This window comes from Rhizobium sp. PAMB 3182 (genome assembly GCF_052908355.1).
This window is the reverse complement of record NZ_CM128607.1, coordinates 269139-290933: the sequence shown is the minus strand read 5'-3', so window position 1 is coordinate 290933 and position 21795 is coordinate 269139. Positions and strand designations below refer to the sequence as shown.

Annotated in this window: 24 protein-coding genes and 1 pseudogene; 11 read left to right on the top strand and 14 right to left on the bottom strand. The window is 61.7% G+C overall.

Going from position 1 to position 21795, the window contains the following annotated elements:
* Positions 1-184: 184 nt before the first annotated feature.
* From ACU5AZ_RS01555 to ACU5AZ_RS01535, 5 genes are all read right to left on the bottom strand, one after another.
* Positions 185-1612 carry an aldehyde dehydrogenase family protein gene (locus ACU5AZ_RS01555; RefSeq protein WP_446824323.1) on the bottom strand — a complete coding sequence of 476 codons (1428 nt, stop codon included), beginning with the start codon at positions 1610-1612 and terminating at the stop codon, positions 185-187.
* 151 nt (positions 1613-1763) lie between these two features.
* The gene (locus ACU5AZ_RS01550) at positions 1764-2537 is read right to left on the bottom strand and encodes an amino acid ABC transporter ATP-binding protein (RefSeq protein ID WP_446824322.1); all 774 of its coding nucleotides are present in this window, start codon (positions 2535-2537) and stop codon (positions 1764-1766) included.
* A 21-nt stretch (positions 2538-2558) separates the two neighbouring features.
* Positions 2559-3713, bottom strand: a complete 1155-nt coding sequence (locus ACU5AZ_RS01545) for an amino acid ABC transporter permease (RefSeq protein ID WP_446824321.1) — start codon at positions 3711-3713, stop codon at positions 2559-2561.
* A gap of 4 nt (positions 3714-3717) precedes the next feature.
* Positions 3718-4914, bottom strand: a complete 1197-nt coding sequence (locus ACU5AZ_RS01540) for an amino acid ABC transporter permease (RefSeq protein WP_446824320.1) — start codon at positions 4912-4914, stop codon at positions 3718-3720.
* A gap of 116 nt (positions 4915-5030) precedes the next feature.
* Entirely contained in the window at positions 5031-6056 is a 1026-nt protein-coding gene (locus ACU5AZ_RS01535) for an amino acid ABC transporter substrate-binding protein (RefSeq protein WP_446824319.1), read from the bottom strand.
* A gap of 388 nt (positions 6057-6444) precedes the next feature.
* Here ACU5AZ_RS01535 and ACU5AZ_RS01530 point away from each other — a divergent pair, with 388 nt between their 5' ends.
* Positions 6445-7638, top strand: a complete 1194-nt coding sequence (locus ACU5AZ_RS01530) for a cystathionine beta-lyase (RefSeq protein ID WP_446824318.1) — start codon at positions 6445-6447, stop codon at positions 7636-7638.
* Positions 7639-7653: 15 nt separating this feature from the next.
* Here the strand turns inward: ACU5AZ_RS01530 and ACU5AZ_RS01525 are convergent, their stop codons facing one another.
* On the bottom strand, positions 7654-8811 hold the full coding sequence (locus ACU5AZ_RS01525; RefSeq protein WP_446824317.1) for an FAD-dependent monooxygenase: 1158 nt from the start codon (positions 8809-8811) through the stop codon (positions 7654-7656).
* 76 nt (positions 8812-8887) lie between these two features.
* Positions 8888-9133: a zinc-finger domain-containing protein gene (locus ACU5AZ_RS01520; protein WP_446824316.1), complete on the bottom strand. Its 246-nt coding sequence runs from the start codon at positions 9131-9133 to the stop codon at positions 8888-8890.
* Positions 9134-9294: 161 nt separating this feature from the next.
* Between ACU5AZ_RS01520 and ACU5AZ_RS01515 the strand changes: the two genes are divergently transcribed.
* From ACU5AZ_RS01515 to ACU5AZ_RS01505, 3 genes are all read left to right on the top strand, one after another.
* Positions 9295-10077, top strand: a complete 783-nt coding sequence (locus ACU5AZ_RS01515) for an alpha/beta fold hydrolase (protein WP_446824315.1) — start codon at positions 9295-9297, stop codon at positions 10075-10077.
* 134 nt (positions 10078-10211) lie between these two features.
* Positions 10212-11036 (top strand): serine O-acetyltransferase, encoded by an 825-nt coding sequence (gene cysE / locus ACU5AZ_RS01510; protein ID WP_446824314.1) that lies wholly within the window; start codon positions 10212-10214, stop codon positions 11034-11036.
* A gap of 103 nt (positions 11037-11139) precedes the next feature.
* Positions 11140-11343 carry a DUF3126 family protein gene (locus tag ACU5AZ_RS01505; RefSeq protein ID WP_261930224.1) on the top strand — a complete coding sequence of 68 codons (204 nt, stop codon included), beginning with the start codon at positions 11140-11142 and terminating at the stop codon, positions 11341-11343.
* A gap of 15 nt (positions 11344-11358) precedes the next feature.
* On the opposite strand, the gene ACU5AZ_RS01500 is transcribed toward ACU5AZ_RS01505, so the two are convergent.
* Complete coding sequence (locus ACU5AZ_RS01500; RefSeq protein ID WP_446824313.1) at positions 11359-11592, bottom strand: hypothetical protein; 234 nt, start codon at positions 11590-11592, stop codon at positions 11359-11361.
* A 53-nt stretch (positions 11593-11645) separates the two neighbouring features.
* On the opposite strand from ACU5AZ_RS01500, the gene ACU5AZ_RS01495 reads away from it, so the two are divergent.
* The 5 genes and pseudogenes from ACU5AZ_RS01495 to ACU5AZ_RS01475 all read left to right on the top strand — a co-directional run bounded on the left by ACU5AZ_RS01495 (position 11646) and on the right by ACU5AZ_RS01475 (position 16193).
* Complete coding sequence (locus ACU5AZ_RS01495; protein ID WP_446824312.1) at positions 11646-11987, top strand: phasin family protein; 342 nt, start codon at positions 11646-11648, stop codon at positions 11985-11987.
* Positions 11988-12225: 238 nt separating this feature from the next.
* Positions 12226-12579: an ATP-dependent Clp protease adapter ClpS gene (clpS, locus tag ACU5AZ_RS01490; protein WP_261930222.1), complete on the top strand. Its 354-nt coding sequence runs from the start codon at positions 12226-12228 to the stop codon at positions 12577-12579.
* Positions 12580-12589: 10 nt separating this feature from the next.
* Positions 12590-15001 (top strand): annotated as a pseudogene (clpA, locus tag ACU5AZ_RS01485) (ATP-dependent Clp protease ATP-binding subunit ClpA); the annotation flags it as partial.
* 107 nt (positions 15002-15108) lie between these two features.
* The gene (locus tag ACU5AZ_RS01480; protein ID WP_446826081.1) at positions 15109-15846 is read left to right on the top strand and encodes an AzlC family ABC transporter permease; all 738 of its coding nucleotides are present in this window, start codon (positions 15109-15111) and stop codon (positions 15844-15846) included.
* Positions 15847-15848: 2 nt separating this feature from the next.
* Positions 15849-16193, top strand: a complete 345-nt coding sequence (locus ACU5AZ_RS01475; protein ID WP_446826080.1) for an AzlD domain-containing protein — start codon at positions 15849-15851, stop codon at positions 16191-16193.
* Positions 16194-16200: 7 nt separating this feature from the next.
* Here the strand turns inward: ACU5AZ_RS01475 and ACU5AZ_RS01470 are convergent, their stop codons facing one another.
* The 6 genes from ACU5AZ_RS01470 to ACU5AZ_RS01445 all read right to left on the bottom strand — a co-directional run bounded on the left by ACU5AZ_RS01470 (position 16201) and on the right by ACU5AZ_RS01445 (position 19733).
* Complete coding sequence (locus tag ACU5AZ_RS01470; protein ID WP_446824311.1) at positions 16201-16521, bottom strand: type II toxin-antitoxin system RelE/ParE family toxin; 321 nt, start codon at positions 16519-16521, stop codon at positions 16201-16203.
* Positions 16508-16753 carry a type II toxin-antitoxin system ParD family antitoxin gene (locus tag ACU5AZ_RS01465; RefSeq protein ID WP_446824310.1) on the bottom strand — a complete coding sequence of 82 codons (246 nt, stop codon included), beginning with the start codon at positions 16751-16753 and terminating at the stop codon, positions 16508-16510. Before ACU5AZ_RS01465 ends, ACU5AZ_RS01470 begins: the two co-directional genes overlap by 14 nt.
* Positions 16754-16841: 88 nt before the next feature.
* Positions 16842-17270, bottom strand: coding sequence for an HIT family protein (locus ACU5AZ_RS01460; protein WP_446824309.1), 429 nt, complete (start codon positions 17268-17270; stop codon positions 16842-16844).
* Positions 17271-17356: 86 nt separating this feature from the next.
* Positions 17357-18541 carry a GNAT family N-acetyltransferase gene (locus tag ACU5AZ_RS01455; RefSeq protein ID WP_446824308.1) on the bottom strand — a complete coding sequence of 395 codons (1185 nt, stop codon included), beginning with the start codon at positions 18539-18541 and terminating at the stop codon, positions 17357-17359.
* Positions 18538-19266, bottom strand: a complete 729-nt coding sequence (locus tag ACU5AZ_RS01450) for a glycerophosphodiester phosphodiesterase (protein ID WP_446824307.1) — start codon at positions 19264-19266, stop codon at positions 18538-18540. The genes ACU5AZ_RS01455 and ACU5AZ_RS01450 overlap by 4 nt, the downstream gene beginning before the upstream one ends.
* Positions 19263-19733: a RidA family protein gene (locus ACU5AZ_RS01445; protein ID WP_446824306.1), complete on the bottom strand. Its 471-nt coding sequence runs from the start codon at positions 19731-19733 to the stop codon at positions 19263-19265. Before ACU5AZ_RS01445 ends, ACU5AZ_RS01450 begins: the two co-directional genes overlap by 4 nt.
* A 108-nt stretch (positions 19734-19841) precedes the next feature.
* On the opposite strand from ACU5AZ_RS01445, the gene ACU5AZ_RS01440 reads away from it, so the two are divergent.
* On the top strand, positions 19842-20696 hold the full coding sequence (locus tag ACU5AZ_RS01440) for a cell envelope integrity EipB family protein (RefSeq protein ID WP_446824305.1): 855 nt from the start codon (positions 19842-19844) through the stop codon (positions 20694-20696).
* A 204-nt stretch (positions 20697-20900) separates the two neighbouring features.
* A complete protein-coding gene (rpsB, locus tag ACU5AZ_RS01435; protein WP_446824304.1) occupies positions 20901-21668 on the top strand; it encodes a 30S ribosomal protein S2 in 768 nt (255 codons plus the stop codon).
* The last annotated feature ends 127 nt before the right edge of the window (positions 21669-21795 follow it).

Below are 21795 nucleotides of genomic sequence, written 5' to 3'. Positions count from 1 at the left end.
AAGAATCATGCTGCGATGCAATATGATCGACGCCACCATATCCCGTTGCTCGCCGTGATCTAGCGGGATTGTATGACGGTCATATGCCGGCAGCCGAAAATCTGGCTAGGACAGGAACTGCAGTCGTCGACTGGTGAGGGAATCCCGAGCGGCAGCGTAGCCGCCCGGACCATCCTCCGAGGCGTCACGATCCCCAGCCGACGACGCCCTTGATCTCCAGGAAGTCGTGAATGCCCCAGCCGGCATATTCGCGCCCATTGCCGGACTGCTTGTAGCCGCCGAAGGGAGCGAACGTGTCCCAGTCGGGATAGTTCAGGTAGACCGAACCGGCCCGCATGCGCCTGGCCACCGCGCGGGCATGGTCGATGTCGCCGGACTGGACATAGGCGGCGAGCCCGTAGACCGTGTCGTTGGCGATCCGGATCGCGTCCTCTTCGTCCTCGTAGGAGAGGATCGAGAGCACCGGTCCGAAAATCTCCTCGCGGGCGATCGTCATGTCGGGGGTGACGTGGCCAAAGACCGTCGGCCGGATGTAATAGCCGCGATTGAGGCCTTCCGGTCGGCCGGGGCCGCCGGTCACCAGCGTTGCGCCTTCGGCGATGCCTGTCTCAATCAGCCGCTGGATCTTGTCGTACTGCACATGGCTGACGACGGGGCCAAGATCGGTCCCATCCTTGCGTGGGTCTCCGGTGGTGAACGCCTCCGCGGCCACCTTGGCGATCGCAAGCGCTTCGTCGTGCCGCTCCTTCGGCACCAGCATGCGCGTCGGCGCATCGCAGGACTGCCCGGAATTGCCGAAGCAGCCCTTTACGCCCTCGGTGACGGCAGTGTCGAAGTCGGCGTCCGGCAGGATGATGTTGGCCGATTTGCCGCCAAGCTCCTGCGCGACCCGCTTGACGGTGTCGGCCGCCGTTCGGGCGACGATGATGCCGGCCCGCGTCGAGCCGGTGAAGGAGACCATGTCCACGTCCGGGTGACCTGCCATCACCTGGCCGACATCGGGGCCGGTGCCGTTGATGAGATTGAAAACACCCTTGGGCGTCCCAGCGGCTTCCATGACCTCGGCGAAGATGATGCCGCTGACCGGCGCGATCTCGGACGGTTTCAGCACTACGGTGCAGCCGGCGGCGATTGCGGGGGCGACCTTGCAGACGATCTGGTTCAACGGCCAGTTCCACGGCGTGATCAAGGCACAGACGCCGATCGGTTCGCGCAGCACGGTCGTCGTGCCGATGCTCTCCGAAAAGTGCATGGACTCGAAGGCGGCGATGGTTGCCTCCAGATGGGCGCGGCCGGCCCAGGCCTGGCTGTCGCGCGCAAAGGCAAGCGGCGCGCCCATTTCCTGGCTGACCGCCCGGGCGATGTCTTCGAAGCGGTCGTTATAGGCCGCGAGGATGCGCCTGAGCAGCGCGAGGCGATCTTCCCGGGCTGAGTAGCCAAATGTCTCGAACGCCGCCCTGGCGGCCGCTACGGCCTTGTCGACGTCGGCGGGCCCGCCGATCGCAATCTGCGTGAAAGGCTCTTCGGTCGATGGATCGATGACGTCGAGCGTCCGTGCCTCATCGGGGTCTACCCAGGCGCCGTCGATGAAGAATTTCAGGTGATGCGACATGGGGCCTCCGGGAGCGGGTCGATGATGGGGCAGTATGCATGAGGCAGGCACGACCGCAACCGCTGGGACGCGCGGGACAGACATTCTGCACGCAAAGAAAAACGGGGCCAGTAAAGGGCCCCGCTGACATGACTGAACTGCAGGCTGATAACTAGTGCAGGATCTGGCTGAGGAAGAGCTTGGTGCGCTCGTGCTGCGGATTGTCGAAGAATTCGGCCGGCGAATTCTGTTCGACGATCTGGCCCTGGTCCATGAAGATGACCCGGTCGGCGACCTGACGGGCAAAGCCCATTTCGTGGGTCACGCACAGCATGGTCATGCCTTCCTCGGCGAGACCGACCATGGTGTCGAGTACTTCCTTGACCATTTCCGGGTCGAGCGCCGAGGTCGGCTCGTCGAACAGCATGATCTTCGGCTTCATGCACAGCGAGCGGGCGATCGCCACGCGCTGCTGCTGGCCGCCCGAGAGCTGGCCCGGATACTTGTTGGCCTGCTCCGGGATCTTGACGCGCTCCAGGAAGTGCATGGCGATCTGTTCGGCTTCGCGCTTCGGCATCTTGCGAACCCAGATCGGCGCCAGCGTGCAATTTTCCAGGATCGTCAGATGCGGGAAGAGGTTGAAGTGCTGGAATACCATGCCGACTTCGCGGCGGATCTCGTCGATCTTCTTCAGGTCGTTCGTCAGTTCGATGCCATCGACGATGATTCTGCCCTTCTGGTGTTCTTCCAGGCGGTTGATGCAGCGGATCATCGTCGACTTGCCGGAGCCCGACGGGCCGGCGATAACGATGCGCTCGCCCGACGTCACCTTTAGGTTGATGTCGCGCAGCACGTGGAACTCGCCGTACCACTTGTTCATGCCGATGATTTCGATGGCGGTATCGGTCTTGGGCTTGGCGGCGCCAGTTGTTTGAGCTTGTGCCATATTTGTATTCCCCTGAGGTTTTTAGCGTTTGTGACCGGTGTCGAGGTGACGTTCCATGAACTGCGAGTACCGAGACATGCCGAAGCAGAAGATCCAGTAGACCAGACCTGCAAAGACAAAGGCGGTAATCGGAGTCACAGGGGTCGCCCAGTTCGCGTCCGAGAAGTTCAGCGTGACGATGCCGAGCAGGTCGAACATACCGATGATGGAGACGAGGGAGGTATCCTTGAAGAGACCGATGAAGGTGTTGACGATGCCCGGGATGACCAGCTTCAGCGCCTGCGGCAGGATGACGAGCCGCATTTTGTGCCAGTAGCTGAGACCCAGGGAATCCGCACCTTCGAACTGTCCTTTCGGGATCGCCTGCAGGCCGCCGCGGATGACTTCCGCCATGTAGGCGGACGAGAACAGCGACACGCCGATCAGCGCACGCAGGAGCTTGTCGAAGGTCCAGCCGTCCGGCAGGAACAACGGCAGCATTACGCTCGCCATGAACAGGACGGTGATCAGCGGCACGCCACGGATGACCTCGATGAAGACAACGCACAGCAGCCGGATGACCGGCATGTTCGACCGTCGCCCGAGTGCAAGCACGATGCCCACCGGCAGCGAAACGACGATGCCGAAGAAGGACAGGATCAGGGTGATCATCAGACCGCCCCAGAGCGGCGTTTCCACGTGGGGGAGGCCGAAGCCGCCCGACAGCAGGAAGAACGACACGAAGGGCAGCACCAGGAACAGAAGGAACGCGTTCAAGCCCTTGTGGGGCGCCTTCGGGATGAGCATCGGGATCAGCAGCACGACGAACATCGCCATGACCAGGATCGGCCGCCAGCGTTCGTCGAACGGGTAGCGCCCGAAGATGAACTGCTGGAACTTCGCGCCGACGAAGGCCCAGCAGGCGCCGGCCTGGCCGTCCGGCAGGACGCCGCCCTGCGCGATGGTGGCGCAGGCGGTGCGGTCGCTGCCGGTCCAAACCGCATTGATCAGCAGCCAGTCGATGATGCCCGGCAGGATATAGGCCAGCAGCGCCAGGGCGACGATCGTCAGAACGACGTCCTTCGGCGTTGCCAGCAGGTTTTCGCGGATCCAGTGGACGGGTCCGACCACGCTTGATGGCGCCGGCTGGGCCGGGGCCATGTCGCGACGCACGAAGGCGAGATTATTCGTAGCCATGTGCTTATCTCTCCACCAGTGCCATCTTGGCGTTGAACCAGTTCATGAACATGGCCGTGCTGATCGACATGGAAAGGTAGATCAGCAGCCAGAGCCCGACGATTTCGACGGCCTGGCCGGTCTGGTTCAGCATCGTTCCCCCAACGGCCACCACGTCGGCGAAGCCTACGGCAACGGCAAGCGAGGAGTTCTTGGTGAGGTTCAGGTACTGGCTGGTCAGCGGCGGAATGATGATCCTGAGCGCCTGCGGGATGATGATCAGTCGCGTGGTCACGCCGGACCGCAGTCCGAGCGCGTTGGCGGCTTCGGTCTGCCCCTTGGCGACCGCCTTGATGCCACCACGGACGATTTCCGCGATGAAGGCTGCCGTGTAGAAGGAGAGAGCCAGATAGAGCGACATGAATTCCGGACCGATCAGCGATCCGCCCTGCAGGTTGAATCGACCGGCGACGGGAATGTCGAAGGTGATCGGCATGCCGAGGACGAGGAAGACCAGGATCGGCAGGCCGATGATCAGGCCAAGACTGGTCCAACCCTTCGGAAACTGCTGTCCGGTCGCCATCTGCCGCTTCGTCGCCCAGGACGAGATGAAGATCGACGCGATGATGCCGATCACGAATGCCGCGACGACGAACAGGAAGGTCTCGCCGAAAATAGGCTTGGGAAAGGCGAAGCCGCGATTGCTGAGGAAGATGTCGAAGGGAAGCTGGATGGCATCCTTCGGCTGCGGAAGGATCGCCAGAACGCCCTTGTACCAGAAGAAGATGACGAGGAGCGGCGGAATGTTGCGGAAGATTTCCACATAGACCTGGCAGATCTTGGCAATCAGCCAGTTGTGCGACAGCCGGCCGATGCCGACCAGGAAGCCGATGATCGAGGCCGTGATGATGCCGAAGACCGCGACCTGGATGGTGTTGAGGATGCCGACGATCAGCGCCCGTCCATAGGTCGAGTCGCTGGAATAGTCGATCAGGTGCTGGCCGATGTCGAAACCGGCGCGACCGCTCAAGAAGCCGAAACCTGAGGCGATATTGGCTTTCTGAAGGTTGTGAATGGTGTTGTTCGTCACTGTCCAGACGAAAAGGACCAGCAAGGCGACGGTCACGACCTGATAGAAAATCCCGCGGACTTTCGGGTCGTAAATGAGAGACGTGCCACTGCTGGATCCGGCGTTTGGCGAGCTTAACGCATGGTCAGCCATTTTGCCTTTTCCCCTTATTCTCCCTTTGCGGGAGTCTTCATTGCCCTTGTCGGGTTGCACATGGGGAGGCAGCGTTGCCACTGCCTCCCCACATCAAGTCAGTATCTGAACTTGTCTTAGCGGATCGGCGGAGCGTACTGCAGGCCGCCCTTGGTCCACAGCGCGTTGATGCCGCGGTCGATCTTCAGAGGCGTTTCCGGACCGACGTTGCGGGCGAAAACTTCACCGTAGTTACCGACCTGCTTGATGATGCTGTAGGCCCAGTCGTTGGAGACGCCGAGGTCGGTACCGATCTTGGTGCCTTCTTCGGAGCCAAGCATACGCTTGATGTCCGGGCTGCCGTTGGCCTTCATGTCGTCGACATTGGCCGAGGTGATGCCGAGCTCTTCAGCATTGACCATGGCGTAGTGTACCCAGCTGACGATGTCGAACCACTGGTCGTCGCCCTGGCGCACTGCCGGGCCGAGCGGCTCCTTGGAGATGACTTCCGGCAGAACCATGTTGTCATCCGGGCTGCTGAGCGTCAGGCGGATAGCATAGAGGCCCGACTGGTCGGTGGTGTAGACGTCGCAACGGCCGGCGTCATAGGCGCCGGTTGCATCGGCTTCCTTTTCGAACACGACCGGCTTGTACTCGAGGCCGTTGGCCTTGAAGTAGTCGGCGAGGTTGAGTTCGGTCGTCGTGCCGGTCTGAACGCAGACGGCGGCGCCGGAGAGTTCGAGAGCCGACGAAACGCCGAGGCTCTTCTTCACCATGAAGCCCTGGCCGTCATAGTAGTTGACGGTGCGGAAGTTGAAGCCGAGCGACGTGTCACGGCTGATCGTCCAGGTGGTGTTACGCGTCAGGACGTCAACTTCGCCGGACTGCAGGGCCGGGAAGCGGTCCTTGCTGGAGAGAGGCGTGAACTTCGCCTTGGTTGCGTCGCCGAAGACGGCGGCAGCGATGCCGCGGCAATAATCGACGTCGAGACCAGACCATTCCCCTTTATCGTTCGGGTTCGAGAAGCCCGGAATACCCTGGCTTACACCGCACTGCACGAAGCCCTTGGCTTTGACGTCGTCCAGCGTCGCAGCAGAAGCGGCGTGTGCGCCGAGGCCAAAGACTGCTGCGCCGAGAGCGGCGGACAGAAGTGTCTTTTTCATTTTTCCCAACCTTATGTTTGTCTGTTGTCTTAAGACTGTTTTGGCGCAAAACCGATCCATGTTTCCAGACCAGCCCTGCACGTCTCGCGAAACCTCCCGGTGCGAGTATCGCTATCACAGTCGTAAAAAATGCTGAGGGTCAACCCTTATCTAAAAAATCGTCTTCGCAATTGCGGCTTTTGGTAAAAACAGGCCGGAAAACGGGCAAAAAGTGCCATATGAGGCAGTTTGCTGCATAAAAAAGTGACAACGGGGCCTTTCCGGATTGACTGACGTAACGGCAGTTTTCCGGGACATGTCGTGCTTGACGGGATTGTTCATCCGGGCCATGTCTGGCGTCGAAATCCTCCCCATATCCACAGTTTTTGAACGATAGGCAGACCCCCCGATGAACGATATGAAGTCAAAGATGGAAGGCGCTGGCATCAACACGCGCCTGGCGCACAGCGGACATAATCCGCGCGAGTTCCATGGATTCGTCAATCCGCCGGTCGTGCACGCTTCGACGGTCTTGTTTCCGGATGCGCGCACCATGGAAACGCGCGGGCAGAAATACACCTACGGCACGCGCGGCACGCCGACCTCCGATGCGCTGGCCGATGCGATCAACGAGCTGGAAGGCTCCGAGGGCACGATCCTGCTGCCGTCGGGCCTCGCCGCCGTCACCGTGCCGTTTCTCGCCTTCCTGTCGGCCGGCGACCACGCGCTGATCGTTGATTCGGTCTATGGTCCGACCCGCCATTTCTGCGACACGATGCTCAAGCGTCTGGGCGTCGAGGCCGAGTACTACGATCCGGAAATCGGCGCCGGCATCGAATCGCTGATGCGTGCGAATACCAAGCTCGTCCACACCGAAGCGCCGGGCTCCAACACATTCGAGATGCAGGACATCGGCGCGATTTCGGCCGTAGCCCACCGCCACGGTGCGGTGGTGACCATGGACAATACCTGGGCGACGCCTCTCTATTTCCGTCCGCTCGACCATGGCGTCGACATTTCCATTCACGCGGCGACCAAATATCCGTCCGGCCATTCCGACGTCCTGTTCGGCACGGTGTCGGCCAATAAGGAATGCTGGGCCACGCTCTGGGAAGGCAACTTCTCGCTCGGCATGTGCGCGGCGCCCGACGACGCCTACCAGATCCTGCGCGGCCTGAGGACGATGGGCATCAGGCTCGAACGTCATCAGGAAAGCGCATTGGAGATCGCCCGCTGGCTGGAGACGCGCGACGACGTGGCGCGGGTCCTGCACCCGGCGCTGGAGAGCTTCCCCGGCCATGAGATCTGGAAGCGGGATTTTACCGGCGCAAGCGGCATCTTCTCCGTCGTGCTGGCTGCCGATAACCCCGACCGCTTCAAGGCGAAGGCGCATGCCTTCCTCGACGCGCTGCGCCTGTTCGGTCTCGGCTATTCCTGGGGCGGGTTTGAAAGCCTGGCCGTGCACGTGAACCTGTCAGACCGCACGATCCGCAAGGGGCCGACGGAAGGCCCGGTTCTGCGCCTGCAGATCGGTCTGGAAGATGTCGCCGACATCAGGAAGGACATCGAGGCCGGGCTTGCCGCAGCCGCTGCCGCCGTCTGAAGGCTTCGGGGGCGCTCAGCCCCCGATCCGGTAGCCGTAAATCCAGTCGAGATCTCCGGCAAGCGACTCCGGCGATCGCATGGAAAGGACCAGGTCGCGTCCGAAGCGGACGGGACCGGTCGCATGATAGGCGAACTTGTTGAAGGCGGCGCGCCGTGAGAGTTTCGTCGCACGCTCCCGTCGCTGGCTCTCGAAGGTGGCAAGTGCCGGTCCAAGCTGCAGGCGGGCGAGGAGGGCGGCCAGTTCGAAGGCATCCTCAATCGCCATCGCGGCGCCCTGGGCGGCAAACGGCATCATCGCATGGGCAGCATCGCCGATCAGCACGGTATCGCTACCGTTCTGCCAGCGGCCGGAGCCGACCTCGTTCAATGGCCAGAAGACCGGCCATTCGCCATCGTCAAGAAGTTTGCGGATCGTCGGATGCCAGCTCTTGAATGCGGTCTCCATCAATAACCGGCCGGCCGGGTCGCTTGGGGCGTTCCAGGTCTCGCCGGGATTGATGCCGGAGGTGATGGCGACGAGGTTGAAGCCGCCGCTTTCCTTCAGCGGGTAGCAGACGAGATGGGCGGACGGGCCGAGCAGGGCGGTCACCGAATCGCGCCTCAGCACTTCCGGGGCCTGATCGGCGGGCACGACGAAGCGCCAGGCGACATTGCCGGAGAAGCGCGGGATAGGCGCGCCGGGCACGCGGCTTCTGACCCGCGACCAGACGCCGTCGGCTCCGATGAGGAGCTCCGCGCCGCTCTCCGCCATCGCGCCCTCAAGCGTCTCCGGTTCCAGTCGGTGGCCGAGCTCGAGCCGGCATAGGGGATTTTCCAGAACGGCTTCGACGAGCGCCTTTTGCAGCGTCGCGCGGTGCAGGACGCCGTAGGGGGCGCCCCAGCGGCTGCGTCCGGACGCGCCGAGCGGCACGGTTGCGAGCGTGCTCAGGCTCTGGCCGGAGACCAGCCTGATCGCCTCCGGCTCCAGCCATCGGGTCTCCAGACGCTGCAGCACGCCGACCTCGGCCAGCAGCCGGGAGGCGTTCGGCGAGATCTGCAGGCCGGCGCCGACCTCTTGGAGCTCTTCGGCCTGTTCGATGATGCGCGAGGCTATGCCGGCGCGCGCAAGTGCAAGCGCCGAGGTCAGGCCGGCAATGCCGGCGCCGGCGATCAATGCGGATTTTATGGTCATGGAAATGCCGCCGTTCTCTTTTTCACGGCCGGGGGCGCTGGGGCAGGCGCCACGCGGCCGGGTGCCAGCCTGTCTGTCAGGCGGCGTTCATGTGAAAGGTGCAGCCGGCCGGAACGGTTTCTTCCGCCTTGAGCGCCGGATTGTACTTGTAGAGCGTCGAGCAGTACGAGCAGACCTTCTCGTTGTCGTCGCCCATGTCGATGAAGATGTGCGGGTGGTCGAAGGGAACGGACGCGCCCGTGCACATGAATTCCTTCACGCCGATCTGGATTTCGCGGTATCCGCCGTCGTTCTGGAAGTGCGGAATTGAGTGGCCGGCCATGATGGTCTCCGTAGCGGTTATCGATTGCGGCGGACATTATCGCCGATCATTTGAAATGTGTAGGGTTGAAATCGCGTCATCGCCGTGGTTTTTCACCGCATCTTCCATGCGCTGGCCGATGTGAGCGGTCAGAGCGTCAAGACCGGAGCCCCCGATACGCCATGAACCTGAATGCGCCGAGCTTTTCCTCCTTCGTCCACGACGGCCTGAACATCGCCTATTTCGATGAGGGCGATGCGAGCGGCGAGCCGATCCTGCTCATCCATGGTTTCGCCTCGACTGCGACGGTCAACTGGGTGCATCCGGGCTGGCTGAAGACACTTGGCGATGCCGGCTACCGGGTGATCGCGCTCGATAATCGCGGCCATGGCCGCAGCGACAAGCCGCATGAGCCGGAGGTCTATCATCCGCAGATGATGGCCGGCGACGCGCTGGCGCTTCTCGATCATCTCGGCATTCACCAGGCGCATGTCATGGGCTATTCCATGGGCGCGCGTATTTCCGCCTTCCTGGCGCTCTCCGATCCGCACCGGCTGCGCTCGGTCATCTTCGGCGGCCTCGGCATCGGCATGTGCGACGGGGTAGGGGACTGGGATCCGATCGCCGATGCCTTGCTCGCCCCCTCTCTCGACGACGTCACGCATGAACGCGGGCGCATGTTCCGCGCCTTCGCCGACCAGACGAAGAGCGACCGGCTCGCGCTCGCCGCCTGCATTGCCACGTCGCGCGATCTCGTCTCCCGCGAGAAGATCGCAAAGCTCGACTTGCCGGTCCTGATCGGCGTCGGCACGAAGGACGATATCGCCGGCTCGGCTCAGGAGCTTGCCGACCTGATCCCGAATGCTGTGGCGCTCGACATTCCCGGCCGCGATCACATGCTGGCCGTCGGCGACAAGGTGTTCAAGAAGGCCGTTCTGGAGTTTCTGGAGCGCGTCTCCGGCTAGTGACATCAGCGCATCGCGACGGACGCGATGCCAATGCGGAAACCGGCCGTTAATCGCGTTGCGGCCGCCTATTTGTAAAAGGCCCGGCGTCCTCTATATTGAGCCGATGCTCGTTGCCAGCAAGGAGACGACCGATGGTCGCAACACACGAGGCCCGCAGGGCCGAACAGGTCAAGTCGATGGACCCGATCTGGGATAGCATGCGCCAGGAGGCAAGTTCCGCCGCGCTCGGCGATCCCGTGCTGACGGCCTTCCTCTATTCGACGGTTCTCAATCACAAGAGCCTCGAGGATTGCGTGATCTATCGCATCTGCGAGCGTCTCGATCATCCGGACATCCAGGCGACGCTCCTGCGCCAGACGTTTGAGGAAATGCTCGCCGAGGAACCGGAATGGAGCAGCATCCTCCGGGTCGACATCCAGGCCGTCTACGACCGCGACCCGGCCTGCACGCGCTTTCTCGAGCCGGTCCTCTACTTCAAGGGCTTCCATGCGATCCAGACGCATCGTCTGGCGCACTGGCTCTGGAACAAGGGACGCCGCGATTTCGCGCTCTATCTGCAGTCCCGTTCCTCGAGCGTCTTCCAGACGGATATCAATCCGGCGGCGCGCATGGGCAAGGGCATCTTCCTCGATCACGCGACGGGGCTGGTGGTCGGGTCCACCGCCGTCATCGGCGACAATGTCTCCATCCTGCAGGACGTCACGCTTGGCGGCACCGGCAAGGAAAGCGGTGACCGCCATCCGAAGATCGGCAATGGCGTGCTGATCGGTGCCGGCGCCAAGGTGCTCGGCAACATCGAGATCGGCTGCTGCTCGCGCATTGCGTCGGGATCCGTGGTCCTGAAGGCCGTTCCGCCCAGCACGACGGTCGCCGGCGTTCCGGCCAAGGTGGTCGGCGAGGCGGGGTGCTCGGAACCGTCGCGGTCGATGGACCAGACGCACCTGCCGTGCGACTGAGTGCGTCGCCGCTTTTGCTCACTTCGCTCGATCGGGCCTTTACAGCCTGCAACCTGCATGCGAGAAGCGCGGCAAATCTGTGGACCTCGATGGAGAAGATTCAGTGAAACCTGAAGAGATCAAGAAGCTCGACGCCTATTTCAAGAGCAATTTCAATCCGACGATGGTGGTCAAAGCGCGCCCGCGCAAGGACGACTCGGCGGAAGTCTATCTCGGCGAAGAGTTCCTCGGCGTCGTCTTCCGGGACGACGAGGATGGTGATCTTTCCTACAATTTCTCGATGGCGATCCTCGACATCGATCTCTGAGCGGCGCGTCGCCGTTCAGTCACGGACGAAACGAACCCGAAAGCCGGTGGCCATGCCACCGGCTTTCGGCGTTTTCGGTCTCGGGCTGCTGGTTTCGCCATGCGGCATCTTGTAGCTGGCGAGACCCCGCAAAAAAGAGGTTTTCGGAGCGCCAGCGTCATCATCCTGACGCAGGCCATTCGGACAATGGCCGGGTGTGAAATGGCGTTCAATTGAATTGCTGCATCGCACAAAAATCTTGACATTCATTGTGCGACGCACTAATTCTTTCAGCAACAGTCGTTATCGGAAGGAACTGCATCATGTATAATTTCGAGGAAGCAAGCCTGAAGGGCAAGGAAGCCATGGACGCGATGCTGAAGACCTATTCGGACATCACCAAGGGCTTTCAGGGTATCGCTGCGGAAGCCGCCGATTATTCCAAGAAGTCTTTCCAGGACGGCGTCGCCCATATCGAGGCGCTTGCCGGCACGCGCAGCATCGAGGCTGCCATGGAACTGCAGACGAGCTTCGTGAAGTCCTCTTATGAAGGCTTCGTCGCCCAGTCGACCAAGATGAGCGAAATGTACGCCGATCTCGCCAAGGCTGCCTACAAGCCTTACGAGAGCGCTGTCGCCAAGGCCGAGGAAGCCGTCGCCGCCTGAGAAGGCCGACAGAAATAATATCTACGGATCTCGTTCGAGAGGCCGGTTGCTGAAACGCGACCGGCCTCTCGGCGTTCCGGAAGGCCCCGAAGGCGCGAATTGCAGCGATCCGCGTTCAAATATGTTTGCACCGCAGAATTGGGGACTTAAAATTTCGCGGCAATGATCTAAGTTAATAGGATGATTTGCACGGCGGCCATCATGGCGGCCGATCTTGCGCCAACAGGAAAGTGATAGAATGATCGCTGAGCCGATCCTTATGCAACAAGATGACGATGGCCGCGGCGACGGCGCGGGGCGCGGCACCTCTGTCATCACCAAGACCAAACCAAAGACCAAGAAACCCAGTCTGTATCGCGTTCTTCTTCTCAATGACGACTACACCCCCATGGAGTTCGTCATCCACATTCTCGAACGGTTCTTCCAGAAGGACCGGGAGAGCGCGACCATAATCATGCTTCATGTCCACAATCACGGAGTCGGAGAATGCGGCGTCTTTACCTACGAAATCGCTGAGACCAAAGTCAGTCAGGTGATGGACTTCGCCCGCCAGCACCAGCATCCGCTGCAATGTGTCATGGAAAAGAAGTGAGGAACCAAGCGTGCCAACATTTTCGCCGAGCCTGGAAAAGGCACTGCATCAGGCACTGACCTACGCAAACGAGCGTCATCAGGAATACGCGACGCTCGAGCATCTGCTTCTCGCCTTGATAGACGATCCGGATGCGTCAGCGGTCATGGGTGCCTGCAATGTCAATCTCGACACCCTTCGAAAGACACTTGTCGACTATGTCGACACCGAACTCGCCAATCTGATCACCGGATATGACGAGGATTCCAAACCGACCGCCGGCTTCCAGCGGGTGATCCAGCGCGCCGTCATTCACGTCCAGTCCTCCGGACGGGAAGAGGTGACCGGCGCCAACGTCCTCGTCGCCATCTTCGCCGAGCGGGAAAGCCATGCGGCCTTCTTCCTGCAGGAACAGGAGATGACCCGCTACGACGCGGTCAACTACATCTCGCACGGCATCGGCAAGCGCCCCGGCGCCTCCCAGCCGCGTGCGCCGCGCGGTGCCGATGACGGTCCTGCCGAAAGCAAGCCGTCGGCATCCCGTTCCAGCGACGAAGACGGTCCGAAGAAGCAGCAGGATGCGCTGAAGGCCTATTGCGTCAACCTCAACGAGAAGGCGCTGAAGGGCAAGATCGATCCGCTGATCGGCCGCGAGGCCGAAGTCAACCGGACGATTCAGGTCTTGTGCCGCCGGTCGAAGAACAACCCGCTCTACGTCGGTGATCCCGGTGTCGGCAAGACGGCGATTGCCGAGGGCCTGGCCAAGCGGATCGTCGAAGGCAAGGTGCCGGAAGCGCTGGAAGATGCGACCATCTTCTCGCTCGACATGGGCACACTGCTGGCCGGCACGCGTTACCGCGGCGATTTCGAGGAGCGGCTGAAGCAGGTCGTCAAGGAGCTCGAGGAGTTCCCGGGCGCCGTGCTGTTCATCGACGAGATCCATACGGTCATTGGCGCCGGCGCTACCTCGGGCGGTGCGATGGATGCATCGAACCTCCTGAAGCCGGCTCTGTCCTCCGGGGCGATCCGCTGCATCGGCTCGACCACCTACAAGGAGTACCGCCAGTTCTTCGAGAAGGACCGGGCCCTGGTGCGTCGCTTCCAGAAGATCGACGTCAACGAACCGTCGATCGACGATGCCGTCGCCATCATGAAGGGACTGAAGCCGTATTTCGAAGAGTATCACAACCTTCGTTACACGAACGAGGCGATCAAGGCGGCCGTCGAGCTGTCGGCGCGCTACATCTCCGATCGCAAGCTGCCGGACAAGGCCATCGACGTGATCGACGAGACCGGTGCCGCCCAGATGCTGCTGCCGGCCTCGCGCCGCCGCAAGATGATCACCGAGAAGGAGATCGAGGCGACGATCGCGACTATGGCCCGCATCCCGCCGAAGACGGTGTCGAAGGACGACGAGATGGTGCTTGCCAATCTCGAGCAGGAACTGCGCTCCGTCGTCTACGGCCAGGACAAGGCGATCGAGGCACTGTCGACCTCGATCAAGCTGGCCCGTGCCGGCCTGCGCGAACCGAACAAGCCGATCGGCGCCTATGTCTTCTCCGGTCCGACCGGGGTGGGCAAGACCGAGGTCGCCAAGCAGTTGGCGTCGTCGCTGGGCGTCGAACTCTTGCGCTTCGACATGTCGGAATACATGGAACGCCATACGGTCTCGCGACTGCTCGGCGCACCTCCCGGCTATGTCGGCTTCGACCAGGGCGGGCTCCTGACCGACAGCGTCGACCAGCATCCGCATTCGGTTGTGCTGCTTGATGAAATCGAGAAGGCGCATCCGGACATCTTCAACATCCTGCTGCAGGTCATGGACCACGGTTCGTTGACCGACCACAACGGCAAGAAGATCGACTTCCGCAACGTCATCCTGATCATGACGACCAATGCGGGCGCGTCGGAAATGTCGAAGTCGGCGATCGGTTTCGGTTCGTCCAGACGCACCGGCGAGGACGAAGAGGCGCTCAACCGCCTGTTCACGCCGGAGTTCCGCAACCGTCTCGATGCGACGATCCCGTTTGCCCCGCTGCCGACGACGATCATCCATCAGGTCGTGCAGAAGTTCATCATGCAGCTGGAGGCCCAGCTGTCCGAGCGCAACGTCACCTTCGACCTCGAAGAGGACGCGATCGCCTGGCTGGCCGAGAAGGGCTACGACGAGAAGATGGGCGCGCGTCCGCTCGCCCGCGTCATTCAGGAGCATATCAAGAAGGAACTCGCCAACGAGATCCTGTTTGGCAAGCTCAAGAAGGGCGGCGTCGTGCATGTGACGACCGGCAAGAAGGACGACGGTTCGACCGGGCTCATCCTCGAGGCGATCCCGGACGGTGCACCGCTGAAGCCGAAGAAGGAAGAGGTCGCGATCGAGGCGGAACCCGACCTGGATGGCGACAAGGGCGGCGAAACGGCCACCAAGCCGAAACGGTCCTCGAAAGCTTCCGCGAAGAAGTAGTCGACCGCCCGAAACGTAAGGGTGACAAATTAAATGCCGGGCTCTCTTGCCCGGCATTTATGTTTTGAGCTAACGACTTATCCATGGAAATGGCGACAGGGATCACGAGCGGGAAGTCGAACGCCTACTGGTTTGCAACCGGCATGCGCGGCATCTACTCGCTGCCGGCCCTGATCCTGATGTCGTCGTTCGTGGGCTTCTGCGCCTTCGCGGTGCAGTCGGGCGTGAGCCGCGGCGAGGCGGCCTTCATGGTCGGGGCCGTCTGGGCGCTGCCGTCGAAGATGATCCTTGTCGGATCGGCAACCGGCGGCGCGGGGCTTCTGGCGAGCTTCATCGCCGTGGCGCTCTCGGCCATCCGGCTGATGCCGATGGTGGCGGCGCTCATCCCCGAGATCAAGACGGAACGCACGCCGACATGGCTTCTCTTGTTCCTGTCGCATTTCATTGCGGTCACTGCCTGGGTCTTCACCATGCAGCGCATCAAGGATGTGCCGCGTGACCGGCGGATCGCCTTCTTTGCCGGCTTCGGCATGACGCTGACGACGGCCAACATCATCCTGGTGACGGTCTGCTTCGGTGTCGTGTCGGATCTGCCGCCGATCCTGGCCGGCGCGCTGTTCTTCCTGACCCCGATCTATTTCCTGACCTCGCTCTGGGCTTCCGCGCAGCATCCAGTGGTCAACATGGCGCTGCTGACGGGGCTTGTTGCCGGGCCGGTGTTCACCATTCTGGCGCCGGGCTTCGACATTCTTTACGCAGGCCTTGTCGGTGGCACGGCCGCCTACTTCATCGACCGCGTGCGGCGCAAGGGTTGGGGGGCGCGCTGATGATGGTGCCCGGACCCTGGTGGTGGCCTTACGTCTTCATCCTGATCGCCGGTTGGCTGGCGACTGACATCTGGCGCTGGCTCGGCGTGCTGATCGGCAACCGGCTGGATGAGAATTCCGAAAGCCTGCAATGGGTGAGGGCGGTCGCCACGTCGCTTGTCGCCGCCGTGATCGCCAAGCTGATCCTGTTTCCGTCCGGAACGCTGGCCGGCACGCCGCTCTGGCTGCGCCTCGGCTCCGCCGTCATCGGTTTCGCCATCTTCCTGGCAACTGGCCGCAAGCCCGCCATCGGCATTGGCGCCAGTCTCGGCCTGCTGATCGCCGGATTGTATGCGTTGGGTTATTGAGTGTGTCTCAGGGCTCGATTGCCTTGAGGATCGCCTGCCAGTTCTGCCGGCCGCCTAGGACACGCAGCACGGTGATCGTATCGGGCTCCGGCAGATAAACGATCAGATGCGATTTGTGGACGTGGATATGGGCCGGGGGTTCGATTTCCCGATAGAGCCGTCCCAGTCCGGGCGTATCGACAACAAGCCCGAAGACGCCGACGAGTTCATCGATGTGGGCGTCAGCTTGGTCGGCCGACCAGGTCTCGGCGGTGTAGCGCCAGATGTCTTCGATATCGTGCAGGGCCTTGGGAGAAAGCCTGTAGGTGGCGGGCCTATTCGGCGCCATGACCTTCACGCATCCGCCGCTTGAAGGTCATTGCGTCGAACGCCTGGGCCTCTCCGCTTTCAAGACCCTCGGTGACCGCGGCTTGAAGGGCGGCCAGTGCCTGCTGGCGCTCCTGATCCTTGCGGATCAGGTCACGCACGTAGTCGCTGGAATTGCTGTAGCGGCCCTTGCTTGCCTGCTCTTCCACCCAGGACTTCATCTGCTCGGGAAGTGACACATTCATTGTCGCCATGACAGCCTCCGTATCCTCGAGACGATAGGATCGATTGCGGCTTCTGTCAAAGAGATTGGCAAACTTTGCCAATCATGATCGTACGCGCCTAAAGCGCCGATTTCAGCTTTGCCGCATTGGCTGCAAGAACGTCGTTGTTTTCCATCGTCCCCGTATGCGGCTTCAGCGGGATGCCGTCGAAGCGCGGGATGACGTGGAAATGCAGGTGGAAGACCGACTGGCCGGCCGGCGCCTCGTTGAACTGCACGATCTGCACGCCGTCGGCCTCGAAGGCGACCTTGGCGGCGATGGCGATCTTCTGGACGACCGGCAGCAGCTTTTCGAGCGTGCGGGCGTCGGCGTCGAGCAGGTTGCGGGAAGGGGCTTTCGGCACGACCAGCGTATGGCCGGTGCCCTGCGGCATGACATCCATGAAGGCAACCGTGTCGGCATCCTCATAGACGCGATGCGACGGAATTTCGCCGCGCAGGATCTTCGCGAAGATGTTGTCGCTGTCGTAGACTTGGCTCTTCGGCATGGTGCCTCTCTCCCTGTTCTCGTTTGCTCCTGTCTAGCAAGCCGACAGGCAGGCCTTCAAGCGGATAGTGCCGGGTCGTGGCGAGATCAATCTTGCTCGGGCGCGCCTTTGCGGAAGGGACTGTGCGCTGTCAGGATTTCGCCCATGTGCTCGACGTCTTGGCGCTCGTGGACAAGGTAGTTGGCAACGGCGTCGCGCAGGCCCTTGTGGGCGATGTAATGCGCGGAGTGGGTCGTCACCGGCACGTAGCCGCGCGCGAGCTTGTGCTCGCCTTGCGCGCCGGCCTCGACGCGCTTCAGCTTCTTTTCCAAGGCAAAGTCGATCGCCTGGTGATAGCAGACCTCGAAGTGCAGGAACGGGTGGTCCTCGATGCAGCCCCAGTGGCGGCCGAAGAGGACGTCGCTGCCGATGAAATTGATCGCGCCGGCGATATAGCGTCCCTCGCGCCTGGCCATCACCAGCAGGATGTCGTCGGCCATGCGTTCGCCGATCAGCGAATAGAAATCGCGTGTCAGGTAGGGCCGGCCCCATTTGCGGCTGCCGGTATCCATGTAGAAGGCAAAGAACTGGTCCCAGATGTCTTCCGTGAGGTCGCTGCCGGTCAGCCAGTCGATTTCTATGCCGCTTTCCAGCGCCGATCGCCGCTCCTTCTTCAGCGCCTTGCGTTTCCGTGAGGCGAGCGTGTCGAGGAAGTCCGCGTGATCGCGGTATCCTTCGTTGATGAAATGGAATTGCTGGTCTGTGCGGTGCAGGAAGCCGGCATCCTCGAAGAGGGCGACCTCGTCTTCCGGGATGAAGGTGGCATGCGCCGAGGAGACGCCGAGGCGTGTTGCAACCTCACGGTATCCGGCGGCAAGCGTCTCGCGCACCATGGTCTTGTCCTGACCGCTTGAGACCAGCAGGCGCGGCCCGGTGGCGGGCGTGAAGGGGATTGCGGACTGGAGCTTCGGGTAATAGTTCCCGCCGGCCCGTTCGAAGGCATCCGCCCAGGCGTGGTCGAAGACATATTCCCCCTGGCTGTGGCTCTTCATGTAACAGGGCAGGGCGCCGAGAAGCTCGCCCTTCTCCGTCTCCATCACCAGGTGGTGACCCAGCCAGCCCGTCCGCCGCGTCGCCGATCCGGATTCCTCCAGCGAGGAGAGAAACGCATGCGACAGGAAGGGGTTGTAGGCCGTTTCCTGGGCTTTGGAAGCGCCCGACAGGCGGCCCCAGCTTTCCGGCGAAATGGCCGGAAAGCTCTGTTCGACACGAATGGATACCGTTCCGGTCATGAAACGCCGGTTACTTCCCTTGGATCGAAACCTTCGAAGGTCATCTGGTCTGCATAGAGCGCGGTCTGCTTGCGACCTATCTCGTCGCGCACCGTCCAGGTGATGATCGGCACACCGCGCTTCTTCTGTCCTTCAATGAAAGCATTCGGAAGGTGTGCAGCGCAATAGGAAATGAAGTCCAGCCCGTATTGCATGGCCTCGTCGTGCTTGAAGAAGTCTTCCGGCTTGACGCCTTCGGCCGTCAGGCCGACGGGGCGGGGCGAGCCGAGCGCCTTCAGGTCTTTGAGAAGCCAGTGGTCGAAGCTCATCAGCGCCACCGGCCCGTCATAGCTTTCGAGCTCCTCGAGCACCGTCTCGGGAAAGCCCTCGTCGTCGCCTTCGCTGCCCTTCAGTTCGATGACCAGCGGCACGCGTCCCTTGACCAGCTGCAGAAGCTGCTTGAGCGTCGGCACCTTGTCGGCGGTGCCGCCGATCGACAGCAGCCCGAGTTCACCTGACGTCCGATCGCGCACATTGCCGGGAATGCCGCAGAGGCGTTCGAGCGTATGGTCGTGGAAGACGACCGGCACGCCGTTGGAGGCGTAATGAAGGTCGCATTCGATGGCAAAGCCCGCGTCGACGGCTCGCTGAAAGGCCGAAAGCGTGTTTTCCCAGACTGTCTTGTTGGTGTCGTGATAGCCGCGGTGGGCGATCGGACGTTCTGTCAGCCAGCCAAGCTCGCTCATGCTTCGATCTCGATGATTGCGTCGATTTCGACCGATGCGTTCATCGGCAGGGCGGCCATGCCGACGGCGGCGCGCGCATGCTTGCCAGGCTCGCCGAGCGCATTGGCGATGAGGTTGGAGGCGCCGTTTATGACCAGGTGCTGCTCGGTGAAATCCGGCGTCGAGGCGACGAAGCCGTTGAGCTTGATCACGCGCTTGATGCGGGAGAGATCGCCGCCGAGCGCAGAACTGGCCTGGGCCAGAATGTTGAGCGCGCAAAGCTCGGCCGCGCGCTGGGCGGAGGCGACGTCCTGGTCACGGCCGACGAGACCGGTCACCGCAATTTTGCCGCCTTCCATCGGCAATTGGCCGGAAAGGTAGAGAAGGTTGCCACTGACGACGTAAGGAACGTAATTGGCTGCCGGAGCAGCGGCGACGGGAAGCTCGTATCCCATTTCCTTAAGGCGGGCTGTAATTGTCGCGGACACTTGTTGACTCCCTTTTTTGCTGTACAGTGTTCGAGGAACGGCAGACTTTTATGCCGGACGGCTGATTGCTTCTATCGCATCGGGCCTGAGTCCAACAGGAGGAATTGAATGCATCATTTGCGCCTGGCCGCTGGTTTCACCCTGGCTCTGTCCTGCTCTCAGGCCACAGCCCTCGCCGCCGTCGATGATGCCAACAAGAATGCCGGTCTCACTCCGCACCGCGCCGTCTACGACATCAGCCTGCTGAGCGCCTCGGAGCGTTCCGGCATATCGGGAATGACGGGCCGCATGGTCTATGAATTCGATGGTTCCAGCTGCAAGGGCTATTCGACGAAGTTTCGTTTCGTCACTCGCATAGCGACCGACGATGACACCAAGACGACGGATCAGCAGACCATCACGTTTGAAAATCCGAGCACCGGCGACTTCGCCTTCCAGACGAAATCCTTCACCGGGTCCCAGCTCGACAAGGAGGTGAAGGGAGAGGCGCACGAGAATGCCGACGCACTGACGGTCAAACTCTCCCAGCCCGAGAAAAAATCCCTGGAGCTGGCCGCGAGCCGCTTCCCGACCGAACATCTCATGGAAGTCATCAACCAGGCCAAGGAAGGCAAGACGCTCGTGCAGTCGCGGCTTTTCGATGGAACGGACGATGCCGCCGAGAGCCTTTTGACCACCACTGTCATCGGCAAGCGGATCGGTGATGAAGCAGACGCCAAGGACGTGGCCGGCAAAAACCCGGTCGACGAACGTCTGCTCGACACCGTGCCCTCATGGCCGGTTACGATCGCCTACTACAAGGACAGCAACAGCAATGATGCCATGCCGGTCTACCGCATGTCGTTCAGGCTGTTCGAAAACGGCATCGTCGACGATCTTGCCATGGACTATGGTGACTTCGTGCTCGGCGGTCGCCTTGCCCGCCTCGATGGCCTGAAGACCAACGTCACCCTGTGCAAGTGACGTCAATCGGCTGAATCGTCACGGACTTCCTGTTTTTTCGCCTCCAAGGCTTGATTTTCCGGGCCGGAGCCGGTAACGGCACGACCATTCCACACGTGGAGCTTGGGAATGACCGGGAGAAATCCGGTCCTTTCCGCCGGTGGCGCCGTTCCAAGCGGTGTTCATTGCTCCACGGAGGTTCAACCGGAAAAGGAGTAACAAGGCATGGCATTGCCCGATTTTTCCATGCGCCAGCTTCTCGAAGCAGGCATACATTTTGGTCACCAGACTCACCGCTGGAACCCGAAGATGAAGCCGTACATCTTTGGTGACCGCAACAACATCCACATCATCGACCTCGGTCAGACCGTTCCGATGCTGTCGCGCGCCCTTCAGGTCGTGTCCGACACCGTCGCCCGTGGCGGCCGCGTTCTGTTCGTCGGCACCAAGCGCCAGGCGTCCGAAATCATCGCCGACAGCGCCAAGCGTTCGGCCCAGTACTACGTCAACTCCCGCTGGCTCGGCGGCATGATGACCAACTGGAAGACCATCTCCAACTCGATCGCGCGTCTGCGCAAGGTCGACGAGATCCTGGCTTCCGACGCACAGGGCTTCACCAAGAAGGAGCGCCTGAACCTCGAGCGCGAACGTGAGAAGCTTGAAAAGGCTCTCGGCGGTATCCGCGACATGGGCGGCGTTCCGGACCTGATGTTCATCATCGACACCAACAAGGAAAAGATCGCGATCGAAGAAGCCAAGCGTCTTGGCATTCCGGTTGTTGCCGTCATCGACTCCAACTGCGATCCGGACAACGTCGACTTCCCGATCCCGGGCAATGACGACGCTTCGCGCGCCATCGCTCTCTATTGCGACCTGATCGCCCGCGCTGCCATCGACGGCATCGCCCGCCAGCAGGGTGCATCCGGCCGCGACCTCGGCGCTTCGGAAGAAGTTCCGGTCGAGCCCGCCCTGGAAGGCGAAGCAGAAGCCTGATCCGGCGATTTGGCGGACGTTCCACGGGAAGGTCCGCCATCGAGAGTTCAGCATATCCCGGGCAAGGCCGTTTGCAGTGTCTTTTCAGAGCGCCAGCGGCCTTGTTCCATTTCTGGCCTGATGTCCG

Coding starts and splice junctions, on each gene's coding strand:
- cysE (WP_446824314.1), top strand. CDS start 10,212: ATGGTCGCAACACACGAGGCCCGCAGGGCCGAACAGGTCAAGTCGATG.
- ACU5AZ_RS01460 (WP_446824309.1), bottom strand. CDS start 17,270: ATGCCGAAGAGCCAAGTCTACGACAGCGACAACATCTTCGCGAAGATC.
- ACU5AZ_RS01520 (WP_446824316.1), bottom strand. CDS start 9,133: ATGGCCGGCCACTCAATTCCGCACTTCCAGAACGACGGCGGATACCGC.
- ACU5AZ_RS01515 (WP_446824315.1), top strand. CDS start 9,295: ATGAACCTGAATGCGCCGAGCTTTTCCTCCTTCGTCCACGACGGCCTG.
- ACU5AZ_RS01455 (WP_446824308.1), bottom strand. CDS start 18,541: ATGACCGGAACGGTATCCATTCGTGTCGAACAGAGCTTTCCGGCCATT.
- ACU5AZ_RS01450 (WP_446824307.1), bottom strand. CDS start 19,266: ATGAGCGAGCTTGGCTGGCTGACAGAACGTCCGATCGCCCACCGCGGC.
- ACU5AZ_RS01475 (WP_446826080.1), top strand. CDS start 15,849: ATGGTGCCCGGACCCTGGTGGTGGCCTTACGTCTTCATCCTGATCGCC.
- ACU5AZ_RS01470 (WP_446824311.1), bottom strand. CDS start 16,521: ATGGCGCCGAATAGGCCCGCCACCTACAGGCTTTCTCCCAAGGCCCTG.
- ACU5AZ_RS01530 (WP_446824318.1), top strand. CDS start 6,445: ATGAACGATATGAAGTCAAAGATGGAAGGCGCTGGCATCAACACGCGC.
- ACU5AZ_RS01545 (WP_446824321.1), bottom strand. CDS start 3,713: ATGGCTACGAATAATCTCGCCTTCGTGCGTCGCGACATGGCCCCGGCC.
- ACU5AZ_RS01535 (WP_446824319.1), bottom strand. CDS start 6,056: ATGAAAAAGACACTTCTGTCCGCCGCTCTCGGCGCAGCAGTCTTTGGC.
- ACU5AZ_RS01440 (WP_446824305.1), top strand. CDS start 19,842: ATGCATCATTTGCGCCTGGCCGCTGGTTTCACCCTGGCTCTGTCCTGC.
- rpsB (WP_446824304.1), top strand. CDS start 20,901: ATGGCATTGCCCGATTTTTCCATGCGCCAGCTTCTCGAAGCAGGCATA.
- clpS (WP_261930222.1), top strand. CDS start 12,226: ATGATCGCTGAGCCGATCCTTATGCAACAAGATGACGATGGCCGCGGC.
- ACU5AZ_RS01550 (WP_446824322.1), bottom strand. CDS start 2,537: ATGGCACAAGCTCAAACAACTGGCGCCGCCAAGCCCAAGACCGATACC.
- ACU5AZ_RS01525 (WP_446824317.1), bottom strand. CDS start 8,811: ATGACCATAAAATCCGCATTGATCGCCGGCGCCGGCATTGCCGGCCTG.
- ACU5AZ_RS01480 (WP_446826081.1), top strand. CDS start 15,109: ATGGCGACAGGGATCACGAGCGGGAAGTCGAACGCCTACTGGTTTGCA.
- ACU5AZ_RS01555 (WP_446824323.1), bottom strand. CDS start 1,612: ATGTCGCATCACCTGAAATTCTTCATCGACGGCGCCTGGGTAGACCCC.
- ACU5AZ_RS01465 (WP_446824310.1), bottom strand. CDS start 16,753: ATGGCGACAATGAATGTGTCACTTCCCGAGCAGATGAAGTCCTGGGTG.
- ACU5AZ_RS01500 (WP_446824313.1), bottom strand. CDS start 11,592: ATGAATGTCAAGATTTTTGTGCGATGCAGCAATTCAATTGAACGCCAT.
- ACU5AZ_RS01495 (WP_446824312.1), top strand. CDS start 11,646: ATGTATAATTTCGAGGAAGCAAGCCTGAAGGGCAAGGAAGCCATGGAC.
- ACU5AZ_RS01540 (WP_446824320.1), bottom strand. CDS start 4,914: ATGGCTGACCATGCGTTAAGCTCGCCAAACGCCGGATCCAGCAGTGGC.